The organism is Caulobacter flavus (assembly GCF_003722335.1).
GTDB lineage: Bacteria > Pseudomonadota > Alphaproteobacteria > Caulobacterales > Caulobacteraceae > Caulobacter > Caulobacter flavus.
In genome coordinates this window covers 5086632-5108335 of sequence record NZ_CP026100.1, presented here as the reverse complement: position 1 = coordinate 5108335, position 21704 = coordinate 5086632, and the positions used below count along the sequence as shown (strand labels likewise).

The window sequence follows — 21704 nt, the reverse complement described above, 5'->3', positions numbered from 1 at the left end:
CTAACTGTTTCCGACTGTTCCGTGTTCGATTCTGACGGCGAAAAATCCCCTTGAGCGACGATCAAAACACTCTGCCTCCCGAAGGGCCGCGCGGAGACATCGCCCCGATCAACATCGAGGACGAGCTGCGCCGCTCGTATCTCGACTACGCGATGAGCGTCATCGTCAGCCGCGCCCTTCCGGACGCGCGCGACGGCCTCAAGCCGGTGCACCGCCGGGTGCTGTTCTCGATGCACGAGCAGGGCCAGACGCCCGAGCGTCCGTACGTCAAGTCGGCCCGCGTCGTCGGTGACGTCATGGGTAAGTATCACCCGCACGGCGACGCCTCGATCTACTTCACCCTGGTGCGCATGACGCAGTCGTTCTCGATGGGCCTGGTGCTCATCGACGGCCAGGGCAACTTCGGTTCGGTCGACGGCGATATGCCCGCCGCCATGCGCTACACGGAATGCCGCATGGCCCCGCCGGCCATGTCGCTGCTGGCCGACCTCGACAAGGACACGGTCGACTTCGCCGACAACTACGACGGCAAGGAGCAGGAACCGACCGTCCTGCCGTCGCGGATCCCGAACCTGCTGGTCAACGGCGCGGGCGGCATCGCCGTCGGCATGGCCACCAACATCCCGCCGCACAACCTCGGCGAAGTGATCGACGCCTGCCTGCTGCTGATCGACGAGCCCGAGGTCACCACCGACCAGCTGCTCGACCTCGTGCCCGGCCCGGACTTCCCGACCGGCGGCGAGATCATCGGCCGCTCGCCGCCGCGCAACGCGCTGCTGACCGGCCGCGGCTCGGTCGTCATGCGCGGCGTGGCCAGCGTCGACGAGATCCGCACCGGCCGCGAAGCCATCATCATCACCGAGATCCCGTATCAGGTGAACAAGGCAAACCTCGTCGAGCACATCGCCGAACTGGTTCGCGACAAGAAGATCGAGGGCGTCGCCGACATCCGCGACGAGTCCAACCGCGACGGCATGCGCATCGTGGTCGAGCTCAAGCGCGACGCCTCGGGCGAGGTGATCCTCAACCAGCTCTACCGCTTCACGGCGCTGCAAAGCTCGTTCGGCGTCAACATGCTGGCCCTGAACCGCGGCCGTCCCGAGCAGATGGGCCTGCGCAAGCTGCTGGAAGTGTTCGTCGAGTTCCGCGAGGAAGTCGTCGTCCGCCGCACCAAGTTCGAGCTGGGCAAGGCCCGCGACCGCGGCCACGTCTTGGTCGGCCTGGCCATCGCCGTCGCCAACATCGACGAGTTCATCCACATCATCCGCTCGTCCAAGGACCCGGCCGAGGCCCGCGAGCGCCTGGTGGCCAAGGCCTGGCCGATGGGCGACATGCTGCCGCTGGTCGAGCTGATCGCCGACCCGCGCTCGGTGCTGGAAGACGGCGGCTTCATCCGCCTGACCGACGAGCAGGCCCGCGCGATCCTGGCCCTGACCCTGTCGCGCCTCACCGGTCTTGGCCGTGACGAGATCGGCAACGAGGCCGCTCTGCTGGCCGAAGCCATCCGTGGCTATCTCGAACTGCTCTCCGACCGCGCCAACATCATGGCCGTGGTCCGCGAGGAACTGGTCGAGGTGAAGGACAAGTTCGCCATCCCGCGCCGCTGCCAGATCGTCGACGGCGACGCCGACATGGAAGACGAGGACCTGATCGTCCGCGAGGACATGGTCATCACCGTCACCATGGGCGGCTACGTCAAGCGCACGCCGCTGGCCAACTACCGCACCCAGCACCGGGGCGGCAAAGGCAAGTCGGGCATGGCCACGAAGGACGAGGACGCCGTCACCCGCGTGTTCTCGGCCTCGACCCACGCGCCGCTGCTGTTCTTCACCTCGGGCGGCAAGGTCTACAAGATGAAGGTGTGGCGCCTGCCGCTGGGCGCCGCCAACTCGCGCGGCAAGGCGTTCGTGAACCTGCTGCCGATCGAGCCGGGCGAGACCATCACCTCGATCCTGACCCTGCCCGAGGACGAGGCCAGCTGGGACGGCCTGGACGTGATGTTCGCCACCCGCTCGGGCAGCGTGCGTCGCAACAAGCTGTCCGACTTCGTCGACGTCCGCCGCAACGGCAAGATCGCCATGAAGCTGGACGAAGGCGACGGCATCGTCGGCGTCGCCGTCTGCAACGGCGACCAGGACGTCCTGCTGACCACGGCGGCCGGCCGCTGCATCCGTTTCTCGGTCGACGAGGTGCGGGTGTTCGCCAGCCGCGACTCCACCGGCGTGCGCGGCGTGAAGCTGGCTTCGGGCGACACCGTCATCTCGATGGCCGTCCTGCGCAGCGTCGACGCCACCCCGGCCGAACGCGCCGCCTATCTCAAGCACCAGCGCGCCCTGCTGCGCGCCGCCAACGGCGAGGAGGGCGAGGACGCGGCCGCGCCGGCGGAAGACGGCGAAGAGGAGGCCGGCGAGGCCACCCTGACCGTCGAGCGTATCGCCGAGCTGGGCGCGGCCGAGGAGATCATCCTCACCGTGTCGTCCGAAGGTTACGGCAAGCGCACCAGCGCCTACGACTTCCGCCGCACCGGTCGCGGCGGCCAGGGCCTGGCGGCTCAGGATCTGTCCAAGCGCGGCGGCAAGCTGGTGGGCTCGTTCCCGGTCGACGAAAGCGACCAAATCCTGCTGGTGACGGACGCCGGTCAGCTGATACGGTGCCCCGTCTCGCAAATTCGTGTTGCGGCGCGGAATACTCAGGGCGTAACCGTCTTCCGCACGGCGGCCGACGAGCATGTCGTGAGCGTCGAGCGTCTGGCCGAGGCCGGCGGCGACGAAGCACAGGACGACGCAAGCGGGGCGGATGAGACCCCGTAAGTCAGAGGACGCAGGGGGTTTCATGCGTATCGGTCTCTATCCCGGGACGTTCGACCCGGTCACCAACGGCCACCTCGACATCATCGGTCGGGCGGTCAAGCTGGTCGACCATCTGGTCATCGGGGTAGCCGTCAACATCGGCAAGAACCCCCTGTTCTCGCTCGAAGAGCGGGTCGCCATGCTGCAGCGCGAGACGGCCCATCTGGGCGGCGCGGTGATCGAGGTCCGGCCGTTCGACAGCCTGCTGATCCACTTCGCCCGCGAAGTCGGCGCGCAGATGATCGTCCGCGGCCTGCGGGCCGTGGCCGACTTCGAGTACGAGTTCCAGATGACCGCGATGAACCAGCAGATGGACCGCGAGATCGAGACCGTCTTCCTGATGGCCGATCCGCGCCACCAGGCCATCGCCTCCAAGCTGGTCAAGGAAATCGCCACGCTCGACGGCGAGGTCGGCAAGTTCGTCAGCCCCGGCGTCGCCACCGATCTGGTGGCCAAGATCAAGTCGCGCTGATCGCGTGAACCTCCCCCGGAAGGGGAGGTTCGTTGAACCGCCGCCCACAAGTCGTCGAAATCATCGACGACGCTTGTGGTTCCGCTCCGCCCGTTCTACGCGGGGCGACGAGATCTGTTCGGGGAAATCCATGAAGTCTGCGTTCCGCGCTCTCGGCGTCGCCGCCCTGGCGCTCGTTTCGGCCTCGGCCGCCTCCGCCCAGGTTTCGGAGTGGCGTACGCCCGACCCGGAGAACGTCCTGGTCGTCGAGACCAACAAGGGCCGCATCGTCGCCGAGCTGGTCCCCGAGGCCGCCCCCGGCCACGTCGAGCGCGTGCGCGAACTGGCGCGGGCCGGCTTCTATGACGGCCTGACCTTCTTCCGCGTCATCGACAGCTTCATGGCCCAGACGGGCGATCCGAAGAACGACGGCACCGGCGGCTCGGACAAGCCCGACCTGACGGCCGAGTTCACCTTCCGCCGGGCCGGTTCGGGCGGTTCGTTCGCGCCGGTCGGCAAGGTGGGCTCGCTGGAGACCGGCTTCGTCGGACCGCTGGCCGTGACCAGTCAGTCGTCGATGCTGGCGGCCATGACCGCCGACGGCAAGGTGCAGGCCTGGGCCAACTTCTGCCCCGGCGTGCTGGGCATGGCCCGCGCCGGCGATCCCAACAGCGCCAACAGCCAGTTCTTCTTCATGCGCCAGCACTATCCGTCGCTGGAGAAGACCTACACGGGCTTTGGCCGCGTGCTCTCGGGCCTGGAAGTCGTGCGGGCCATCAAGACCGGCGAGCCGGTGGCCGATCCTCAGGACAAGATGCTCAGCGTCAAGGTGCTGGCCGACATCCCGGCCGACAAGCGCCCGACGGTGCAGGTGATGGACACCCGCAGCGCGGCCTTCGCCGAATACTTCAAGAAGAAGCAGGCCGAGCTTGGCGCCGGCTACAACATCTGCGACGTGGAAGTGCCCGCGAAGGTCAGCAAGTAAGCCGAGGTCGACTGAATGCGCCTGCCGATCGTCTCCGCCGTCGCTCTTCTGGCCGCCGCGGCGGTCGTTCCGGCGGCGCAGGCCGCGCCCAAGGCCAAGCGGGCCAAGGCCGCCACGGTCGCGGCGCCGGCCGGTCCGCGCGAGTCCGACTGGCGCACGCCCGCGCCGGACACGGTGATGGTCATCGACAGCACCAAGGGCCGCATTCTCGTCGAGCTGATCCCCGAGGTCGCCCCCGCCCACGTGGCGCGCCTGCAGGAGCTGACCCGCGAAGGGGTCTACGACCGCCGCACCTTCTTCCGAGTCATCGACCGCTTCATGGCCCAGACCGGCGACCCTGAGGACACCGGGCAGGGGGCTTCGAACAAGCCCAACCTGAAGGCCGAGTTCACCTTCCGCCGCGACCAGGCCCTGCCGTTCGTGGTCGCCGCCTCGCCGACCGGCGCCGAGGTCGGCCTTCTGAAGTCGCTGCCCGTGGTCAGCCAGGCCCTGAGCTGGACCAGCATGACCAGCGACAAGAAGGTCGCCGCCTGGGGGACCTACTGCCCGGGCGTGCTGGGCATGGCCCGCGACGACGCGCCCGACAGCGCCAACAGCCAGTTCTTTCTTATGCGCCAGCCCTATCCGTCGCTGGACAAGCGCTACACCGCCTTTGGCCGAGTGATCTCGGGCCTCGAGGTCGTGCGGGCCATCAAGACCGGCGAGCCGGTGCCCGATCCGCAGGACGAGATGACCAAGGTGCGCCTGCTGTCGGACATCCCCGAGGCCGAGCGCCCGAAGGTGCGGGTGATCGACCCGAGCAGCCCGTGGTTCCGCGACCAGATCGCCGCCGTTCGTCGGGCCAAGGGCGCGGATTTCTCGGTCTGCGACCTGGATGTTCCCGTCAGCGTTCAGTGACGGCGGTTCACAGCCGCTTTGCGGCGGGCTAAAGAGCCCAGACTCGATTTTTCCGGCGGGCTCGTCCCGCCAAACCCCGTACCGAAGGGACGACCATGTCGGCTGACCTCGAAAACACCCTGATCCTGACGCTCGAGACCGGCCCGGTCACGATCAAGCTGCGTCCCGACCTGGCTCCGGGCCACGTCGAGCGGATCAAGGAACTGGTCCGCGAAGGCTTCTACGACGGCGTCGTCTTCCACCGCGTGATCCCGGGCTTCATGGCCCAGGGCGGCGACCCGACCGGCACCGGCCGCGGCGGCTCGTCGAAGCCCGACCTGAAGGCCGAGTTCTCGGCCGAGCCGCACGTCCGCGGCGTCTGCTCGATGGCCCGCACGCCCGATCCGAACTCGGCCAACAGCCAGTTCTTCATCGTCTTCGACGACGCCACCTTCCTGGACAAGCAGTACACTGTCTGGGGCCAGGTGACCGAAGGCATGGAAAACGTCGACAGCCTGCCCAAGGGCGAGCCGCCCCGCGCGCCGGGCAAGATCGTCAGCGCCAAGATCGCCGCCGACGCTTAAAGTCCAAGAAGGGCCCCTTCGGAAACGGAGGGGCCCTTTTTCTTTCGGAGGCGGCATGAGCGCCTATCCGCACCCGCCGCGCGCGGCCTATCGGGAGCCGCATCGGCGCTATCACACGCTGGCGCACATCGAGGACTGCCTGGCCAGGCTGGCGGCGACGCCGGGTCTCGGCGATCATGAGCGCGGCCTGCTGGAGCAGGCGATCTGGTGGCATGACGCGGTCTACGACCCCCTCCGGCCCGACAACGAGGCCAGGAGCGCAGACCTGGCCCGCGAGGCCATGGCGGCCACCGGCGTGGCCGAGGCCGACATCGCCGAGATCGAGCGGCTGATCCTGCTGACCAACGGCCACACGGTCGAGCCGGGCGACCGGCTCGGCGCGCTGATGGTCTCGATCGACCTGTCGATCCTGGGCGCGGAGCCGCAGGCCTACGCCGCCTATGCCCGGGCGATCCGCGAGGAGTACGCGGCCGTGCCCGAGGATATCTATCGCGCCGGCCGGGCCCGGGTGCTTCAGACCTTCCTGGCGGCGACGGTGCTGTTTCCCGATCCGGCCTTGGCGCAGGTGCTGGACGCGTCCGCCCGCCGCAACCTCGCCGCCGAGATCGCAGAGCTCACTCGCGCCGGAGCGTGATCACCACGGGCCGGTGGTCCGAGCCCAGGTGCGGGCCGCGCTTGACCGAGACCGTCTTCCACTGCCTGCCGGCATAGAGGTGGTCGATCGGCATGAACGGGAAGGGGGCCTTGAGCAGGCGCGTGAACGAGCCCGAGGGCCAGGAGGGCAGGGCCAGGGTCCGGCGCTCGAGGCCAAAGCGCTTGTCCTGGCGGCGCAGGCTCCACGACCAGGGCGTAGAGTTGAAGTCGCCGGCGACGATCATCGCCTTCTTGTCGAAGCCGCCGAGCATCTCGGCCAGGCGCCGGCTCTGGGCCTGCTGCGCGCCGGCCGGGATCGGCCAGACGTAGTGGGTGGCCACCACCGTGAACGGCCCCTTGGGGTCGGCCAGGGTGGCCCAGGCCACCGACAGCGGCCGTTCGCGGTCGTAGACGCCGCCGCGGGCGATCATCTTCTTCTTGCTGAAGATCCAGGTGTCGCAGGGGCGGGTGTTGCCGACGCACGAGACGACGAACGGATAGAGCCGGCGCAGCGGGCCGATCAGCGGCCAGGCGCTGCCGCCGCCTTCCTCGACGAACAGCACGTCGGGATCCTCGGCCAGCACCCAGTCCAGAGCCTCTTTCGGGTCGTCGTTCGAGGCCCAGACGTTGAACTGCATGACCTTCAGCGTGGCGGGGCCGGGATCGAGCTTGCGGGTCTGGGCCGCGATCAGTTCGGGAGCCATCAGGCCGCCGTGGGCCAGCACCGCCAGCGCGCCCATGACGACCAGCGCCCAGCGCTCGCTGTGTCGCGAGACCAGGGCTGCGAGCAGCGCGCCGGCCAGGCCCAGGACCAGCCAGATCGGCGCGAAGTGATTGGCCACGTCCAGGCGGTCGCTGAACGCCCCGCCAAGGCCCGCCAGGCCCAGAGCCAGCGCCAGCAGGACCAGGGCCAGAGCCGTGCCGCGGCAGAACAGTCGAGCAAGGTGCAGGATCAGTTGCATGGCTTCGCCCTTAGCACGAGCCGGCGACGGTCGTGTAAGCCGCCGTGCGTTTCTTGGGCCTCGGCGGGGCGGTTGCGCAGCCGCACGGCGCCCGTGCGGCCGCGCCGCGCCTTGACCTTCGGGCCTCGTCGTGGCCTTGAAGCCGGCCCATGCGCCTTTCCGACTTCGACTTCGACCTTCCCGACGACAGCATCGCCCTGCGCCCGGCCGAGCCGCGCGACAGCGCGCGCTTTCTCGTCGTGCGCCCGGGGCAGGCCCTCGAGGACCGCATCGTCCGCGACCTGCCCGATTTCCTGCGTCCCGGCGACGCCCTGGTGTTCAACGACACCCGGGTGATCCCCGCCCGCCTGTCGGGCCTGCGCGAGGGGCGCACGACCGGCGGCGCCGACGGCACGCCGGTGGCGGTCGAGGCGACCCTGCACCGCCGGATCGCGCCGAACCGCTGGAGCGCCTTCATGCGTCCGGGCAAGCGGCTGAAGGTCGGCGACCGCGTCGCCTTCGCCGCCATAAGCTCCACGCCCTGCGAGGCCGAGCGCCTGGACGCCACGGTGGTCGAGAAACACGAAGGCGGCGAGGTGGTGCTGGCCTTCGATCTGTCCGGCCCCGACCTCGACATCGGCATCGCCCGGCACGGCATGATGCCGCTGCCGCCCTACATCGCCGCCAAGCGGGCCGAGGACGACCGCGACCGCGCCGACTACCAGACCGTCTATGCCCGCGAGGACGGCTCGGTGGCCGCGCCGACGGCGGGCCTGCACTTCACGCCGGACCTGCTCGAAGCGCTGAAGGCCAAGGGCGTTTCGCTGCACTTCGTGACCCTGCACGTGGGCGCGGGCACCTTCCTGCCGGTGAAGACCGACGAGGTTTCCGAGCACAAGATGCACGCCGAGTTCGGCGAGGTGAGCGAAGAGACCGCCGACGCCCTGAACGCGGTGCACGCCGCCGGCGGCCGCATCGTCTGCGTCGGCACCACCAGCCTTCGCCTGATCGAGAGCGCGACGGGCGAGGACGGCGTCGTTCGACCGTTCGCCGACGAGACGGCGATCTTCATCACGCCGGGCTACCGCTTCCGCGCGGTCGACGTGCTGATGACCAATTTCCACCTGCCCAAGTCGACCCTGTTCATGCTGGTCAGCGCCTTCGCCGGTCGGGCGAAGATGCGCGAGGCCTACGAGCACGCCATATCGACGGGCTACCGCTTCTATTCCTATGGCGACGGCTCGCTGCTGTTCCGCGCCGATCCCGAGACCGAGACCGTCTAGATGGCCGCTTTCCCCTTCGAGATCCAAGCCACGGACGGCAAGGCCCGCACGGGCGTGCTGAAGACCCCGCGCGGCGACATCCGCACCCCGGCCTTCATGCCGGTGGGCACGGCCGCGACGGTCAAGGCCCTGACGGTCGACCAGGTCAAGGACACCGGCGCCGACATCATCCTGGGCAACACCTATCACCTGATGCTGCGGCCGACCGCCGAGCGGGTGAAGCGTCTGGGCGGGCTGCACAAGTTCATGCGCTGGGACAAGCCGATCCTGACCGACAGCGGCGGCTTCCAGGTGATGAGCCTGTCGGGGATCAGCAAGGTCACCGAAGAGGCCGTGACCTTCGCCAGCCACATCGACGGGACCAAGCACGTGCTTTCCCCCGAGCGGTCGATGGAGATCCAGGCCGATCTGCTGGGCAGCGACATCGTCATGCAGCTGGACGAGTGCGTGGCCTGGCCGGCGGAGGAGAAGCGGGCGCGCGAGGGCATGGAGCTTTCGGCGCGCTGGGGCCTGCGCTCCAAGACCGCCTTCGGCGCGCGTGACACGCAGGCGCTGTTCGGCATCCAGCAGGGCTCGACCTTCGAGAACCTGCGCCGGGAATCGTCCGAGCGCCTGCAGGAGATCGGCTTCGACGGCTACGCCATCGGCGGCCTGGCGGTGGGCGAGGGCCACGAGGCCATGTGCGAGGTGCTGGACTACGCGCCGGGCCTGCTGCCGGCCGATCGCCCGCGCTACCTGATGGGCGTGGGCAAGCCGATCGACCTGGTGGAAGCGGTCTATCGCGGCGTCGACATGTTCGACTGCGTGCTGCCCACGCGTTCGGGCCGTCACGGCCAGGCCTGGACCTGGGACGGGGCGATCAACATCAAGAACGCCCGCTTCGCCGAGGACGAGAGCCCGCTGGATCCGACCAGCGACTGCCCGGCCAGCCGCGACTATTCCAAGGCCTATCTGCGCCACCTGTTCAAGGCCGAGGAGATCCTCGGGCAGGTGCTGCTGTCGTGGCACAACATCGCCTTCTTCCAGGCCCTGACGGCGGCCATGCGGGACGCGATCGCGCAAGGGCGGTTCGAGCAGTTTCGGCGGGATTTCGCGGCGAGGCAAAAGGGCGGGTGAGGGGCGACGGCTCCTCCCTGTGGGGGAGGGGATCGCGTCGCGATCTGTGGGGGGGGGTGACCTTCCGACGTCCCGGCCCTCTGGGCCACGTCCCCCAGAGGGGGAGGATCTATTGGCGCTCAAGATGCTCCCCCTGAAGGGGGAGCTGTCGCGGAGCGACTGAGGGGGAAGTTGCTTCGGCGTCGGGGGCTGCACTGATCTCATCAGTCACTTCCCCCTCCGGCCCTTCGGGCCACCTCCCCCTTCAGGGGGAGGATCTTTGGATACGGGCTCGCACCCTCACGCGGCTAGCCGCTGAGCTGATGGAGAGGGCGCGGGGCGTCCGGGCTTCGCCCGGATGTGTTTGTTTCAAGTACCGTTTCGACGAAGCTTAGACGCCCCGCGCGATCGTTATTCCTCAGGCCGGGGCGCGCAGGCCTCTTCCGCCTTGTGCCCCTTCCCCACGCAGAGCTCCCCGTTTCTTGACGGCCAGGAGTGCGTGCTAGGCGCGGACCCTTGGGCGGGCGGCGGTTCAACCGACGAACCAACCGATGGATGGGTTTACGTCCCCCATCCTCATTTAAGCCTTCAGGCCCGGCTCACGCCGCGCCTTCAGCCCCGCTCGATCGCATCCGCGTCGCACGCTTCGGGCCGGATCCTTGCGCCCTCTCCCTGCGACGGGATGCAGTGATTATGCGGGCGGTCTGGATCCGTCTGATCCAGCAGCGTGAGAAAGTTGCAAGGTGCTGATCGTGTTCGGGTCTTTTCGCTGAACGCAGAGGATGGACGGGCCTGGATCCCCGTCGGCCTTCTTCTCCCTTCCCCCTTGATGGGTAAGGGCCGGGTTGGGGGTGGCTGCGGCGGTCGGTCCTGATGCGGCGGTGGAGGCGGAACGGCCGCGTCACCCCCATCCCAACCCTTCCCCCATCGAGGGGGAAGGGCTTTGGCCGGCATCTCGGAAGCTGAAAACGGCCCCCCTCCGTCGCCTTCCCCCAAGGGGGACCTCCACGCCAACAAAAAGGCCGCCTGGATCGCTCCAGGCGGCCTTTCCGTCTTCAGGAGCCTAGAGGGCTCAGAAGGTCCAGCGGATGCCGGTCGACAGCACCGCGGCGTGGCCGGTGGCCTCGCCGCGCAGGTTCAGGACCGAGCTGGTGGCCGTGGTGTCGGTGCGGTGGATCTCGGAATCGTCGAACGAGATGTAGGTCGCGGCGATGTCGAGGTTCAGGTTCGGCTTGGCGGCCCAGGTGGCGCCGACGGCGTAGAGCATGCGGTCGCCGTCCGGCACGCGGGCGGTGCGGGCGTCGTCCGGGGTCGGGGTCGGGTCCTTCTGGACGCCGCCGCGCAGGGTCAGGCGCGGGGTCAGCTGGTGATCGACGCCGAGGGCGATCGTGGTGATGTCCTTGTAGTCCTGCTCGCTGACCGAACCGCCGCCGGCGAAGCTGACGCGGATGGCGTCGAACTCGCTCCAGCCGACGCGGGCGACCTGGGCGTTCAGGGTGGTCTTGGGAGTCACGGCCCAGCGGGCGCCGACGGTGGCCATCCACGGAGTGGTGATGGTGGCCTCACCGCCGATGGTGCGGTTGGCCGCGGTCGGCAGCGGGGCCAGGATGCCCGAGACCGCCACGTCGCCCTTCAGGGTGTGCTCGGTCTTCGAACGGTAGCTGGCGCCGAAGGTCAGGGCCGGGGTGGCGTGGAACTGGGCGCCCACGGTCCAGCCGTAGCCCCAGCCGTCGCCGGTCAGTTCCTGGCGGCCGTCGGCCTGCAGCGGCGAGGCGTTCGGCAGGGCGTTGGTCAGCTCGGCGTCGGCGTAGACGCCGCTGATGCCCACGCCCAGGTCGAGCTTGTCGTTGACGCGGTAGGCCAGGGTGGCCTGCAGGTCGGCCGTGGTCAGGCGCGACTTCAGGGCGTCGTAGCGAGCCCAGCTGTTGGCCTCGTACTCGGTGGTGAAGTTGTAGGGGGCGGCCATCGAGACGCCGAGAACGATCTTGTCGTTCAGGCGCCAGGCGCCGGCGAAGTTCGGCACCACGCCGTCGTTGATGACGTCGGTGGCCGTGCCCACGCCGCCCACGCCGGTGGTGACCGGAACCGGACGGGTGATGGTGGAGCCCTTGTCGGTGACCTTCGAGTTCACCAGCACGGCGTGCAGGCCGCCATAGACTTCGGCGTGCTCGACGCCGGCGATGGCGGCGGGGTTCCACCACAGGCTGGCGGCGCCGCTGTCGGCGACTTCGCCCGAATAGGCGCGACCGGCGCCGCGGGCGGATTGTTCCTGCAGGTAGAAGCCCGAAGCGGAGGCTTGCGAGGCGGCGGCGAGGGCGGCGAGGGCCGCGCCGGCGGCGAGGACTTTACGCGAGAGAGCCATGTGACTGACAGACCTTCTTGGGGAGGTTAGGTCCAACCAACACCTTGCGATGCTGGAGGTTGCCGCCGGCTCTAACGCATCTTTTCAAAAACCGTTGCTATTTATTCGCGCAACGGTGAATTTTGTTCTCGGCGTCAAAGAAAACGTGCCTTTTTGGCCTCTATTCATTCGTCGTTATGTCAAAACAAGAGCTTTCCCTTAGGTAAAGACTTGTATTCGCCGCAATTCCCACAGGTCGAGGTTTTTGTAATTTACGTCAAATGTGGCGATCGTGGGCGCGGTTGTTCCGGCGCCCACGACCTGAACGTCAGCCGCCGGCCAGCTTGCGGAAGAACTTCTGACCCTGTTCGCCGCCGTTGAAATAGGCCTGCTGGCCCGGCTCGGCGGTAATCTTTTCCCAGCTGTCGCGGACTTCTTCGGCCGACAGGCCGCCTTCGCCCAGATAGACGCCCTCGGTCTCGAAGATGCGGGCCAGGGCGAAGACGCCGGCGCCGGCGGTGAGGATCGCGCCGGTGGGGGCGTCTTCCGACACCAGGTAGACGACGCCGGGGGTGACGTATTCCGGGTTCAGCTTGGCCAGGATCTCGGGCGGCATCAGGCCCTCGGTCATGCGGGTGGCCGCGACCGGGCTGATGGCGTTGATCTTGACGTTGTTCTTGGCGCCTTCGAGCTTCAGCGTGTTCATCAGGCCCAGCACCGCCATCTTGGCCGCGCCGTAGTTGGACTGGCCGAAGTTGCCGTACATGCCCGAGGACGAGGTGGTGACGACGATGCGGCCGTAGTTCTGGGCCTTCATGATGTCCCACACGGCCTTGATCGGCTTGAAGGTGCCGAAGACGTGGACCTGCATGACCGCCTCGAAGTCGGCCAGCTCCATCTTGCTCAGGGTCTTGTCGCGCAGGATGCCGGCGTTGGCGACGAGGATGTCGATGCGGCCCCAGGTGTCGATGGTGGTCTTGACGAGGTCGGCGACGCCGGCGTCGTCGGTGACCGAGGCGCCGTGGGCGATGGCCTGGCCGCCGAAGGCCTCGATCTCGGCCACAACGGCCTTGGCGGCGTCGGACGAGCCGCCCGAGCCGTCGACGCTGCCGCCCAGGTCGTTGACCACAACCTTGGCGCCGCGACGGGCCAGTTCCAGGGCGTGCTGGCGGCCGAGCCCGCCGCCCGCGCCCGTGACGATGGCCACCTGACCGTCGAAGCGAATGTCGTCCGCCATGCCTAGAGTCTCCCTCAAACGCGTGTTTGGTTTGCCGCGTTTGTGCGACCGCGAGGGAGGGAGGTCAAGGGTGGTGGAGAGTGAGCCCGAAGGCTTTGAAGCCTCCTTCGCAGCTTTCCTGGGCCTTGTGCCCAGGATCCATGCCTCAGCCTGCTTAGGCCTCTCGAGCGTGGCCGCTGTCTGAGCTGTCGCCGCCATGGGCCCTCGCCACAAGGGCGAGGGAGGCGGGTTAAAGTGGAAGAGCGATCAGGTCTTGGCGCGATCAGCTCTTGGGCGGATCGGCGGCCTGCGGACCGGCGCGCTTGGCGCCGGCGACCTGGCCGGGCTTCATGAACTTCACCAGCACGCGCTGGCCGATCAGGAAGGGCGTGCCGTCGGCGCTGACCACCACCTCGACCACGCGGGCGTCGGTGCGCTCGGACGGATCGTCCGACTGCAGCTTGCGGGCCCCGAACACGGCGGCGCGGCGCAGGACCTTGCCGGTGTAGGTCTTCTTCTGGTCGGCCTCGGGGATGATCTCGACCGACTGGCCGATCGCGACGAACGGAATGGCCGACTCGCTGATCTCGGCCCGGACGATGCGGGCCGTGGACGGCTCGAGGTCGAACATCGAGGTGACGTTCAGGGTCGAGGCGCCCGAGCCGGGGTTGGCGTAGCGGCGGGCGATGCGGCCGTCGGCCGGGGCGCGGATGACCGTCAGTTCCTGGTTGAACCGCGCCTGGTTCAGCTGGGCGGCGAAGGTGGCGACCAGGGCGCGCTGGGCGTCGAGTTCGGCGTCGGCGCCGGCGATGGCGTCGCGGGCCTGGTCGAGGCGCTGGCCGGCCACGAAGTTCGAGGCGGTCAGGCCCTGCAGGCGGGCGTACTCGCGCTGGGCCGTGGTCTTGCGCACCTCGAGCACCCGAATCTGGGCCCTGGCCTGAGCGAGGTTGGCCGAAGCGGTTTCGGCGGCCAGGCGCGCGTCGTCGTCCTCCTGCTTGGCCAGGGGCTGGCCCTTGTGGACCATGTCGCCTTCCTGGACGAAGACCTCGCTGACGATGCCCTGGCGACGGGCGGCGACCGAGATCATGCCGCCCTCGACGTCGGCCTTGCCGTCGGCGACGGCGCCGTACGGGGTGGCGGGCGTGGCGGCGGCGACCTTGGCGGCCTCGACCTTCTTGGCCTTGGCCTGGCTCTGCATCCAGAAACCGCCGCCAAGGATGGCGAGGGCGCCGACGGAGATCAGCCAGAAACGACGGCGACGAAACAGGGCGGGCATCTCAGGCTCCGATGAGAGGGCGGCCGGCCGCGGCGGGCGCGGGCGGCGAGGTGACGCGGCGATCGTCGAGGATGCGGCCGTCCTCGATGTGGATGACGCGGTCGGCGAAGGCTTCCATGCGATGGTCGTGGGTCACGCAGACCACGGCCGCGCCGTGCTCCTTGGCCGCACGCTGCAGGAGGCCGGTGACGATCTGGCCGTTCTCGCCGTCGAGGGCCGAGGTCGGCTCGTCGGCGAACAGCAGGCGGGGCTGCTTGGCCAGCGCGCGGGCGATGGCCACGCGCTGTTTCTCGCCGCCCGAAAGCTCGGACGGGCGCTGGTTGACGCGATGGCTGAGGCCGACCTCGTCGAGCGACGTCATCGCCATGCGCCTGGCCTCGGCGACGTCGTAGCCCTGGTACTTCAGCACGGTGGTGACCTGCTGCAGGGCGGTGAGGGCGGGGAACAGGTTGAAGCCCTGGAAGATGAAGCCGCAGTTGTCGAGGCGGAACTTGTCGATCCGGCCCGAAGGCAGCGACCACAGGTCCTGGTCCATGGCGTTGACCCGGCCCTCGTCGGGGCGCAGCAGGCCCGACAGGCAGGCCACCAGGGTCGACTTGCCCGATCCCGACGGGCCCATGACCATGGTCACGTCGCCGTGCAGGGCGTCGAAGTCGACCGACTTGAGCACCTCGATATAGGTGCGGCCGGTCTTGAAGCGCTTGACCAGGCCCTTGGCGACGATCGCCGTCTTGCCCGGAACGAGGTGAGGGGATTGGCTCATCGCAGCAGATCCGCCGGTTGGCTCTTCTTCAGTATGCCCAGGGCCAGCAGGCCCGAGACGACGGCGATCAGCATCAGGAACCCGGCCGAAGCCAGCACCATCGGGATCGGGAAGCTCATCGGCAGGCCGTTCATCTTGGCCAGCTGCGATACCGCGCCGACCAGCACGGCGGTGGCCGCCAGGCCCGCGACGCCGGTCCAGAAGCCCAGCTCGATGACGATCATCCGCAGCGAGCCCATCGACACGCCGAGCGCCCGCAGGGAGGCGAACTCCTTGATGTTGGCCAGGATCGCGCCGCGCAGGGTCTGGGAGGTGATGCCCACGCCGATCAGCAGGCCCAGGAACACCGAGAAGCCCAGCATGATGCCGATGAAGCTCTCCTTCATCATCGCGCCGTCGTTGGCCTCGGACAGCTCGGCCCGGGTCCAGGCGCGGTAGGCCTTGTCGGACGTGGCGTTCAGCTGGTCGCGGACGATCTCGGCGCGGGCCGGGTCCTTGATGCGCACCATCAGCGGGCCGACGCGGCTGCCGGTCGAGGCCTGGCCCAGCAGGCGCAGGGTGTCGCGCGAGACCACGACGGTCGGCTGCATCATGTTCGGATAGCCGTCGAGGATGTAGCGGATGTAGACGGTCTTGCCGTTGATGCTGGCGCGGTCGCCCAGCTTCTGGATGCCCAGCTTGGCCATCCCCGTACGGTCGATCGCGACGGCGTAGGGCTCGAGAAGCGCCACGCGGATGTTCTCGTTGTAGTCGCGCGGCCAGGTCACCGCGTCGCTGCGGGTGTCGACCGCCGAGGTCTGGATCCACTCGCGCACGCGCTTCTTGCCGGGCGGGGGATCGTTGCTCCACATGCCGCCGCCGCCGTCGAGGTCGGCGACCTCGACCACCTCGGGGTGCATGTACATCTGGGCCATGACCCGGCGGGGCAGGCCGTTGCCGCCGTTCATCAGGCTCTCGGCCTTGGGGCCCAGCACCATGATGTCGGCCGGCGAGCGGTCGATGGTGGCGGTGAACGCCTTGCCGATGCCGGTGAACATGCCGACCTGGGCGAGCACCAGAAGGCCCGAGAACGCCAGGGCGATGATCGCCGCCAGATATCGCCGCCATTCGTACAACAGTGTGGCCAACGCCAGCGACATGCCGACACGCTCCCCCAATCAACGGTTGCACAAGAACAGCGTGGACCCGCTTAGGCCAAGTTAAATCGGGGTAAGAAGGAACTCTTCGACAGAATGTGATCGGGGCGCACGTTTCTTGCGTCGAGCAGCCGACCGACGAAACAAGGATGGCGAAACAGGGGTGGCTCTGGCCGCGAGGCTTGGCTATGGCTGTTACATTGTACGCCACGACGGCGTTGCGCCGTGCAAGGACGACTCATGAAGACTTTGACGCTGGCCGCCTCGGCCCTGGTTCTCTCGTTCGCCGCCGCCGGAGCGGCCCAGGCCGACGAAGGCATGTGGACCTTCGACAACTTCCCCTCGGCCAAGGTCAAGAAGACCTACGGCGTCGACATCGACCAGAAGTGGCTCGACACGGTGCGCGCCTCGGCCGTGCGCCTGACGACGGGCTGCTCGGCCTCGGTGGTCTCCAAGCAGGGCCTGGTGCTGACCAACAACCACTGCGTGGCCGACTGCACCCAGGCGCTGTCGAGCGAGGGCAAGGACTACGTCAAGGACGGCTTCCTGACCGGCGCGCGCGAAGAGGAACTGAAGTGCGCGGGCATGCAGGCCGAGGTGCTGCTGTCCATCACCGACGTCACCGACCAGGTGAAGGCCGCGGGGGCGGGCAAGACCGGCCAGGACTTCGTCAAGGCGCGCGACGCCGCCTTCGCCACCGCCGAACTGGCCGCCTGCGGCCAGGACAAGACCCTGCGCTGCCAGACCATCAGCTTCTACCGCGGCGGCCAGTACAAGGTGTACAAGTACCGCCGCTACGCCGACGTGCGCCTGGTGTTCGCGCCGGAATACGCCACGGCCTTCTTCGGCGGCGACCCGGACAACTTCAACTTCCCGCGCTTCAACCTCGATAGCGCCTTCCTGCGCCTTTACGAGGACGGCAAGCCGGCCAACACGCCCAATCACCTGACCTGGCGCGCAACCGCCCCGGTCGAGGGCGAGCCGACCTTCGTGGCCGGCAACCCGGGCACCACCCAGCGCCAGCTGACCGTCTCGCAGCTGGAGACCAACCGCGACCTGATCATCCCGATCGGCCAGCTGCAGCGCTCGGAAATGCGCGGTCGACTGATCCAGTTCGGCGAGCAGTCCGAAGAGAACAAGCGCATCGCCAACCAGCCGCTGGCCGGCGTCGAGAACAGCTACAAGGTGTTCTTCGGCCAGCAGTTCGTGCTGAACGACAAGAAGTTCATGGACGCCAAGCGCGCGGCCGAGACCGACCTGAAGACCAAGGTCGCCGCCGACCCGAAGCTTTCCGCCGAGATCGGCGATCCGTGGGGCGAGATCGACAGGGCTCAAGCGGCGCTGGCCGACCAGTTCGTGCCGATGCGCCAGCTGGAGACCGCCGCCGGCGGCGGTTCGGACCTCTACGGCTACGCCCGCACCCTGGTGCGCGGCGCCCAGGAGCGCGCCAAGCCCTCGGCCGAGCGCCTGCCCGAATATGGCGACACCCGCCTGGCCCTGGCCGAAAAGCGCCTGCTGGACGTGCGTCCGGTCGATGCGCCGCTGGAGCGGATGTATCTTGAGCACTGGCTGCTGAAGACCCGCGAGTACCTGACCGCCGACGCCCCGGCCGTGAAGCTGCTGCTGGGCAAGGAAAGCCCCGAGGGCCTGTCGCAGCGTCTGGTCGCCGGCAGCAAGCTGGCCGACCCGGCCGTGCGCAAGGCGCTTTGGGACGGGGGGCTGGCCGCCGTCCAGGCCTCGGACGATCCGATGATCCAGTTCGTGCTGAAGACCGAAGGCGCGGGCCGCGAGGTGCGCAAGGCCTATGAGGCCAGCGTCACCGCTCCGACCGACGCCGCGGCCGAGCGCATCGCCAAGGCCCGCTTCGCGGTGCTGGGCGACAGCGTCTATCCCGACGCCACCTTCTCGCTGCGCCTGTCGTACGGCAAGGTGGCCGGCTGGACCCATCGCGGCCGCACGATCACCCCGTTCACCGACTTCGCCGGCTTCTACGACCGGGTCACCGGCGCCGAGCCCTTCGAGGCCGCCCCGCGCTGGATCGCCGCCAAGGACAAGCTGAACCCGAAGACGGTCTACGACTACGTCACCACCAACGACATCATCGGCGGCAATTCCGGCTCGCCCGTGATCGACGCCAAGGGCCGGGTGATCGGCGCGGCCTTCGACGGCAACATCCACTCGCTGGGCGGCGCCTTCGGCTACGACGGCTCGATCAACCGCACCGTGGTGGTCTCGACGGCGGCGATCACTGAGGCCCTGACCAAGGTCTACGGCCGCGATGCGCTGGTGAAGGAACTGGCCGGGAAGTGATGCTGATGCCCCTCCTTTGAGGGGGCGGATCTCGAACGACGCCGCGACAGCCGCCAGCTGTCGCGGCGTTTTTCGTTTGCGGGGGGAGAGACCCCCCTTCCGTAAAATCCCCGCGAAAGCGGGGACCCAGGTGTTTTATCGTCGAGCGCGCGGGTGGCAGAAAAAGCCTGGGTCCCCGCTTTCGCGGGGATTTTACGGGGAAGGGAGACGAGGATAGCTGGGCTCCATTTCGGCGCCGTAACCTCTCGAAATATGGAATGTTTTTCGCTGGTCCCGGAGCGCGCCCAGGGCAAGGGCGCGCGTAACGCCCGCGCCATAGCGCGCATCACCGGTTCCAGGAGGCATCGCCTTGAGCGTTTCCAGCCTGAGCAGCACGTCGATCATGCAGCAGTTGCTGCAGTCGATGCGCGGCTCCTCGACGACGTCGGCGGCCAGCGCCGCGTCGTCCTCCAGCGGCGCGTCCGCTGGGCAACAAATGCAGGTCGGCAGCGGCGGACCGCCGCCGCCCCCGCCGCCGCCCATGAGCCCGCAGGGCTCGAGCAGCGACAATTTCAGCCCTGAAACGCTGGGCTCGCTGCTTTCCATGCAGGAAGGCGGCATGGGCCAGATGGCTGGCGGGCAGGGGATCTTCGAGAGCCTCGACACCGACGCGGACGGCGCCCTGTCGACCGACGAGCTGACCACGGCCCTGACCAATACGCTGGGCGAATCCGAAGACGTGTCGTCGGCGGTGAGCAGCCTGATCTCGGACGGCGACACGGACGGCGACGGCGTGCTGACCGGCGGCGAGTTCGCGGCCCTGGCCCAGGCTTCGGGCGGCCCCGGCGGTCCTGGGGGCGGTCCGCCGCCCGGACCTCCGCCCTCGGGCGGTGGTGAAGGCGGCGGCGCAGGCGGCGCAGGCGGCGGCGTGAGCCAGGTGTTCGACAGCCTCGACACCAACCAGGACGGCACGGTGTCGGCCGCCGAACTGGCCGCGGCCGACACCGGCAGCGCCGACGCGGCCAGCGCCGCCTCCGACCTGATCTCGGCGGCGGATGCGGACGGCGACGGCGGCCTGTCTGGCGACGAGTTCGCCAACCTGCTGAAGCAGGCGTCGGATTCCACCGATACGACCTCGACCCTGGCCAGCACGCTGTCGAGCTCGTCCCTGGCGGCCGACATGATGCAGAAGCTGTTGCAGCAGCTGGCCGATGCGGCTGCCAGCAGCGCCGCCAGCGGGGAGGGCGTCAGCTCGGCCTCGTCGGTGAGCATCGCGGCCTGAGGTCGTTGAGGAATGGCCGCGGCAATGTCTTCGCGGTCATTCCCCGTCTCAAAACTCGTCATCCCGGCCGGAGCGAAGCGCAGAGCCGGGACCCAGGGGCCGCCGCATCGCGCCGGCCGCGGCCTGAGCGGTGAACCCTGTCGCCGCACCCAGTCCCCTGGGTCCCGGACAAGCGATGCGCGCTTTCCGGGATGACGAGCTTGAAAAGCATGCCGCACCATGGCGGCCGTCTGCCCGCTCCGCGTGCACGCGCGAGCGCGACGCCAAAGGTTAAGCAAGCCGCTTGCGCCGGGCGCGCTTGTGTTGGACAAACTGGCCCCTTGGTCGGCGTCGCGGGGGCGTCGCTTCACAATTCAAGGTTCTGCCGTCTTGCTTTTCCGTCCTGAGAACGTTCAGGCCCTCGCGGGTCTGGCGCTCACCCTGGGCCTCTGCTGGCTCGTCTCCGAAAACCGCAAGCGCTTCCCGTGGGTGCTGGCCATCGGCGCCCTGATCATCCAGGTCGGCCTGGTGGTGCTGCTGTTCGGCCTGCCCCAGGCCCAGCAGATGCTGCGCGGCGTCAACGGCGCGGTCGAGGGCCTCGGCGCCTCGACGCAAGCCGGCACGGCGTTCGTGTTCGGCTTCCTGGCCGGCGGCGACCAGCCCTATCCGGTCAGCAATCCGGGCGCGGGCTTCATCTTCGCCTTCCGCGTGATGCCGGTGATCCTGGTGGTCTGCGCCCTGTCGGCGCTGCTGTGGCACTGGAAGATCCTGAAGTGGGCCGCGCAAGGCTTCGGCTTCGTGTTCCAGAAGACCCTGGGCCTGCGCGGCCCGCCGGCCCTGGCCACCGCCGCCACCATCTTCATGGGCCAGATCGAAGGCCCGATCTTCATCCGCGCCTATCTCGACAAGCTGTCGCGCTCGGAACTCTTCATGCTGATCACGGTCGGCATGGCCTGCGTGTCCGGCTCGACCATGGTGGCCTACGCCACCATCCTGGCCGACGTGCTGCCCAACGCCGCGGCCCACGTGCTGACCGCCTCGATCATCTCGGCCCCGGCCGGCGTGCTGCTGGCCCGCATCGTGGTGCCGTCGGATCCGCTGGAAAAGGGCGGCGACCTGGACCTGGCCGCCGAGGACAAGACCTACGGCAGCTCGATCGACGCCGTCATGAAGGGCACCACCGACGGCCTGCAGATCGCGCTGAACGTCGGCGCGACCCTGATCGTGTTCGTGGCCCTGGCCACCATGCTCGACAAGTTCCTGGCCATGCTGCCGGCCATCGGCGGCCAGCCGCTGAGCCTGACGCGCGGCCTGGGCGTGATCTTCTCGCCGCTGGCCTGGTCGATGGGCATCCCCTGGAAGGAAGCCGGCAGCGCCGGCGGCCTCCTGGGCACCAAGCTGATCCTCACCGAGTTCACCGCCTTCATCCAGATGGCCAAGACCGGCGCGGCCAGCCTCGACGAGCGCTCGCGGATGATCATGACCTATGCCTTGTGCGGCTTCGCCAACATCGGCTCGGTGGGCATGAACGTCGCCGGCTTCTCGGTGCTGGTGCCCCAGCGCCGCCAGGAAGTGCTGAGCCTGGTGTGGAAGGCGATGATGGCCGGCTTCCTGGCCACCTGCCTGACCGGCTCGCTGATCGGCCTGATGCCGCGGGTGCTGTTCGGGCTTTAAGGGCCTTTCCTTCCGCGACGAAAACCAACGATCCTCCCGGCCAAAACCGGG

Annotated in this window: 17 protein-coding genes; 11 read left to right on the top strand and 6 right to left on the bottom strand. The window is 68.5% G+C overall.

Features of this window, described 5'->3' with window-relative positions; all coding sequences use genetic code 11:
• The first annotated feature begins 50 nt into the window (after positions 1-50).
• The 6 genes from gyrA to C1707_RS23230 all read left to right on the top strand — a co-directional run bounded on the left by gyrA (position 51) and on the right by C1707_RS23230 (position 6379).
• Entirely contained in the window at positions 51-2810 is a 2760-nt protein-coding gene (gyrA, locus tag C1707_RS23255; protein WP_101711338.1) for a DNA gyrase subunit A, read from the top strand.
• Positions 2811-2832: 22 nt separating this feature from the next.
• A complete protein-coding gene (gene coaD / locus C1707_RS23250; RefSeq protein ID WP_101711337.1) occupies positions 2833-3321 on the top strand; it encodes a pantetheine-phosphate adenylyltransferase in 489 nt (162 codons plus the stop codon).
• 130 nt (positions 3322-3451) lie between these two features.
• Positions 3452-4285, top strand: a complete 834-nt coding sequence (locus tag C1707_RS23245) for a peptidylprolyl isomerase (RefSeq protein ID WP_101711336.1) — start codon at positions 3452-3454, stop codon at positions 4283-4285.
• A gap of 15 nt (positions 4286-4300) precedes the next feature.
• On the top strand, positions 4301-5182 hold the full coding sequence (locus C1707_RS23240; RefSeq protein WP_101711335.1) for a peptidylprolyl isomerase: 882 nt from the start codon (positions 4301-4303) through the stop codon (positions 5180-5182).
• Between the two features lie 95 nt (positions 5183-5277).
• The gene (locus C1707_RS23235) at positions 5278-5745 is read left to right on the top strand and encodes a peptidylprolyl isomerase (protein WP_101711334.1); all 468 of its coding nucleotides are present in this window, start codon (positions 5278-5280) and stop codon (positions 5743-5745) included.
• Positions 5746-5800: 55 nt separating this feature from the next.
• Positions 5801-6379 (top strand): HD domain-containing protein, encoded by a 579-nt coding sequence (locus tag C1707_RS23230; protein WP_101711333.1) that lies wholly within the window; start codon positions 5801-5803, stop codon positions 6377-6379.
• Here the strand turns inward: C1707_RS23230 and C1707_RS23225 are convergent.
• On the bottom strand, positions 6360-7340 hold the full coding sequence (locus C1707_RS23225) for an endonuclease/exonuclease/phosphatase family protein (RefSeq protein ID WP_101711332.1): 981 nt from the start codon (positions 7338-7340) through the stop codon (positions 6360-6362). The genes C1707_RS23230 and C1707_RS23225 overlap by 20 nt on opposite strands.
• Positions 7341-7489: 149 nt before the next feature.
• On the opposite strand from C1707_RS23225, the gene queA reads away from it, so the two are divergent.
• Both queA and tgt read left to right on the top strand, forming a co-directional pair.
• The gene (gene queA, locus C1707_RS23220) at positions 7490-8602 is read left to right on the top strand and encodes a tRNA preQ1(34) S-adenosylmethionine ribosyltransferase-isomerase QueA (RefSeq protein WP_101711331.1); all 1113 of its coding nucleotides are present in this window, start codon (positions 7490-7492) and stop codon (positions 8600-8602) included.
• On the top strand, positions 8603-9718 hold the full coding sequence (gene tgt / locus C1707_RS23215) for a tRNA guanosine(34) transglycosylase Tgt (protein WP_101711330.1): 1116 nt from the start codon (positions 8603-8605) through the stop codon (positions 9716-9718). It abuts the gene before it with no gap.
• Positions 9719-10769: 1051 nt separating this feature from the next.
• On the opposite strand, the gene C1707_RS23210 is transcribed toward tgt, so the two are convergent.
• The 5 genes from C1707_RS23210 to C1707_RS23190 form a co-directional block, all read right to left on the bottom strand.
• Entirely contained in the window at positions 10770-12059 is a 1290-nt protein-coding gene (locus tag C1707_RS23210; RefSeq protein ID WP_101711329.1) for an outer membrane protein transport protein, read from the bottom strand.
• 307 nt (positions 12060-12366) lie between these two features.
• A complete protein-coding gene (locus C1707_RS23205) occupies positions 12367-13275 on the bottom strand; it encodes an SDR family NAD(P)-dependent oxidoreductase (protein ID WP_101711328.1) in 909 nt (302 codons plus the stop codon).
• Between the two features lie 262 nt (positions 13276-13537).
• Positions 13538-14530 (bottom strand): HlyD family secretion protein, encoded by a 993-nt coding sequence (locus tag C1707_RS23200; RefSeq protein WP_101711327.1) that lies wholly within the window; start codon positions 14528-14530, stop codon positions 13538-13540.
• Position 14531: 1 nt separating this feature from the next.
• Positions 14532-15293, bottom strand: a complete 762-nt coding sequence (locus tag C1707_RS23195) for an ABC transporter ATP-binding protein (RefSeq protein ID WP_101711326.1) — start codon at positions 15291-15293, stop codon at positions 14532-14534.
• The gene (locus C1707_RS23190; protein ID WP_101711325.1) at positions 15290-16432 is read right to left on the bottom strand and encodes an ABC transporter permease; all 1143 of its coding nucleotides are present in this window, start codon (positions 16430-16432) and stop codon (positions 15290-15292) included. The genes C1707_RS23195 and C1707_RS23190 overlap by 4 nt, the downstream gene beginning before the upstream one ends.
• Positions 16433-16669: 237 nt before the next feature.
• On the opposite strand from C1707_RS23190, the gene C1707_RS23185 reads away from it, so the two are divergent.
• The 3 genes from C1707_RS23185 (at position 16670) to C1707_RS23175 (ending at position 21653) form a co-directional block, all read left to right on the top strand.
• Positions 16670-18739 carry a S46 family peptidase gene (locus C1707_RS23185; protein WP_101711324.1) on the top strand — a complete coding sequence of 690 codons (2070 nt, stop codon included), beginning with the start codon at positions 16670-16672 and terminating at the stop codon, positions 18737-18739.
• A gap of 349 nt (positions 18740-19088) precedes the next feature.
• Positions 19089-20000 (top strand): EF-hand domain-containing protein, encoded by a 912-nt coding sequence (locus C1707_RS23180; RefSeq protein WP_101711323.1) that lies wholly within the window; start codon positions 19089-19091, stop codon positions 19998-20000.
• 369 nt (positions 20001-20369) lie between these two features.
• A complete protein-coding gene (locus tag C1707_RS23175; RefSeq protein ID WP_101711322.1) occupies positions 20370-21653 on the top strand; it encodes a NupC/NupG family nucleoside CNT transporter in 1284 nt (427 codons plus the stop codon).
• The last annotated feature ends 51 nt before the right edge of the window (positions 21654-21704 follow it).

Coding starts and splice junctions, on each gene's coding strand:
- coaD (WP_101711337.1), top strand. CDS start 2,833: ATGCGTATCGGTCTCTATCCCGGGACGTTCGACCCGGTCACCAACGGC.
- C1707_RS23245 (WP_101711336.1), top strand. CDS start 3,452: ATGAAGTCTGCGTTCCGCGCTCTCGGCGTCGCCGCCCTGGCGCTCGTT.
- C1707_RS23240 (WP_101711335.1), top strand. CDS start 4,301: ATGCGCCTGCCGATCGTCTCCGCCGTCGCTCTTCTGGCCGCCGCGGCG.
- C1707_RS23235 (WP_101711334.1), top strand. CDS start 5,278: ATGTCGGCTGACCTCGAAAACACCCTGATCCTGACGCTCGAGACCGGC.
- C1707_RS23230 (WP_101711333.1), top strand. CDS start 5,801: ATGAGCGCCTATCCGCACCCGCCGCGCGCGGCCTATCGGGAGCCGCAT.
- C1707_RS23225 (WP_101711332.1), bottom strand. CDS start 7,340: ATGCAACTGATCCTGCACCTTGCTCGACTGTTCTGCCGCGGCACGGCT.
- queA (WP_101711331.1), top strand. CDS start 7,490: ATGCGCCTTTCCGACTTCGACTTCGACCTTCCCGACGACAGCATCGCC.
- tgt (WP_101711330.1), top strand. CDS start 8,603: ATGGCCGCTTTCCCCTTCGAGATCCAAGCCACGGACGGCAAGGCCCGC.
- C1707_RS23210 (WP_101711329.1), bottom strand. CDS start 12,059: ATGGCTCTCTCGCGTAAAGTCCTCGCCGCCGGCGCGGCCCTCGCCGCC.
- C1707_RS23205 (WP_101711328.1), bottom strand. CDS start 13,275: ATGGCGGACGACATTCGCTTCGACGGTCAGGTGGCCATCGTCACGGGC.
- C1707_RS23200 (WP_101711327.1), bottom strand. CDS start 14,530: ATGCCCGCCCTGTTTCGTCGCCGTCGTTTCTGGCTGATCTCCGTCGGC.
- C1707_RS23195 (WP_101711326.1), bottom strand. CDS start 15,293: ATGAGCCAATCCCCTCACCTCGTTCCGGGCAAGACGGCGATCGTCGCC.
- C1707_RS23190 (WP_101711325.1), bottom strand. CDS start 16,432: ATGTCGCTGGCGTTGGCCACACTGTTGTACGAATGGCGGCGATATCTG.
- C1707_RS23185 (WP_101711324.1), top strand. CDS start 16,670: ATGAAGACTTTGACGCTGGCCGCCTCGGCCCTGGTTCTCTCGTTCGCC.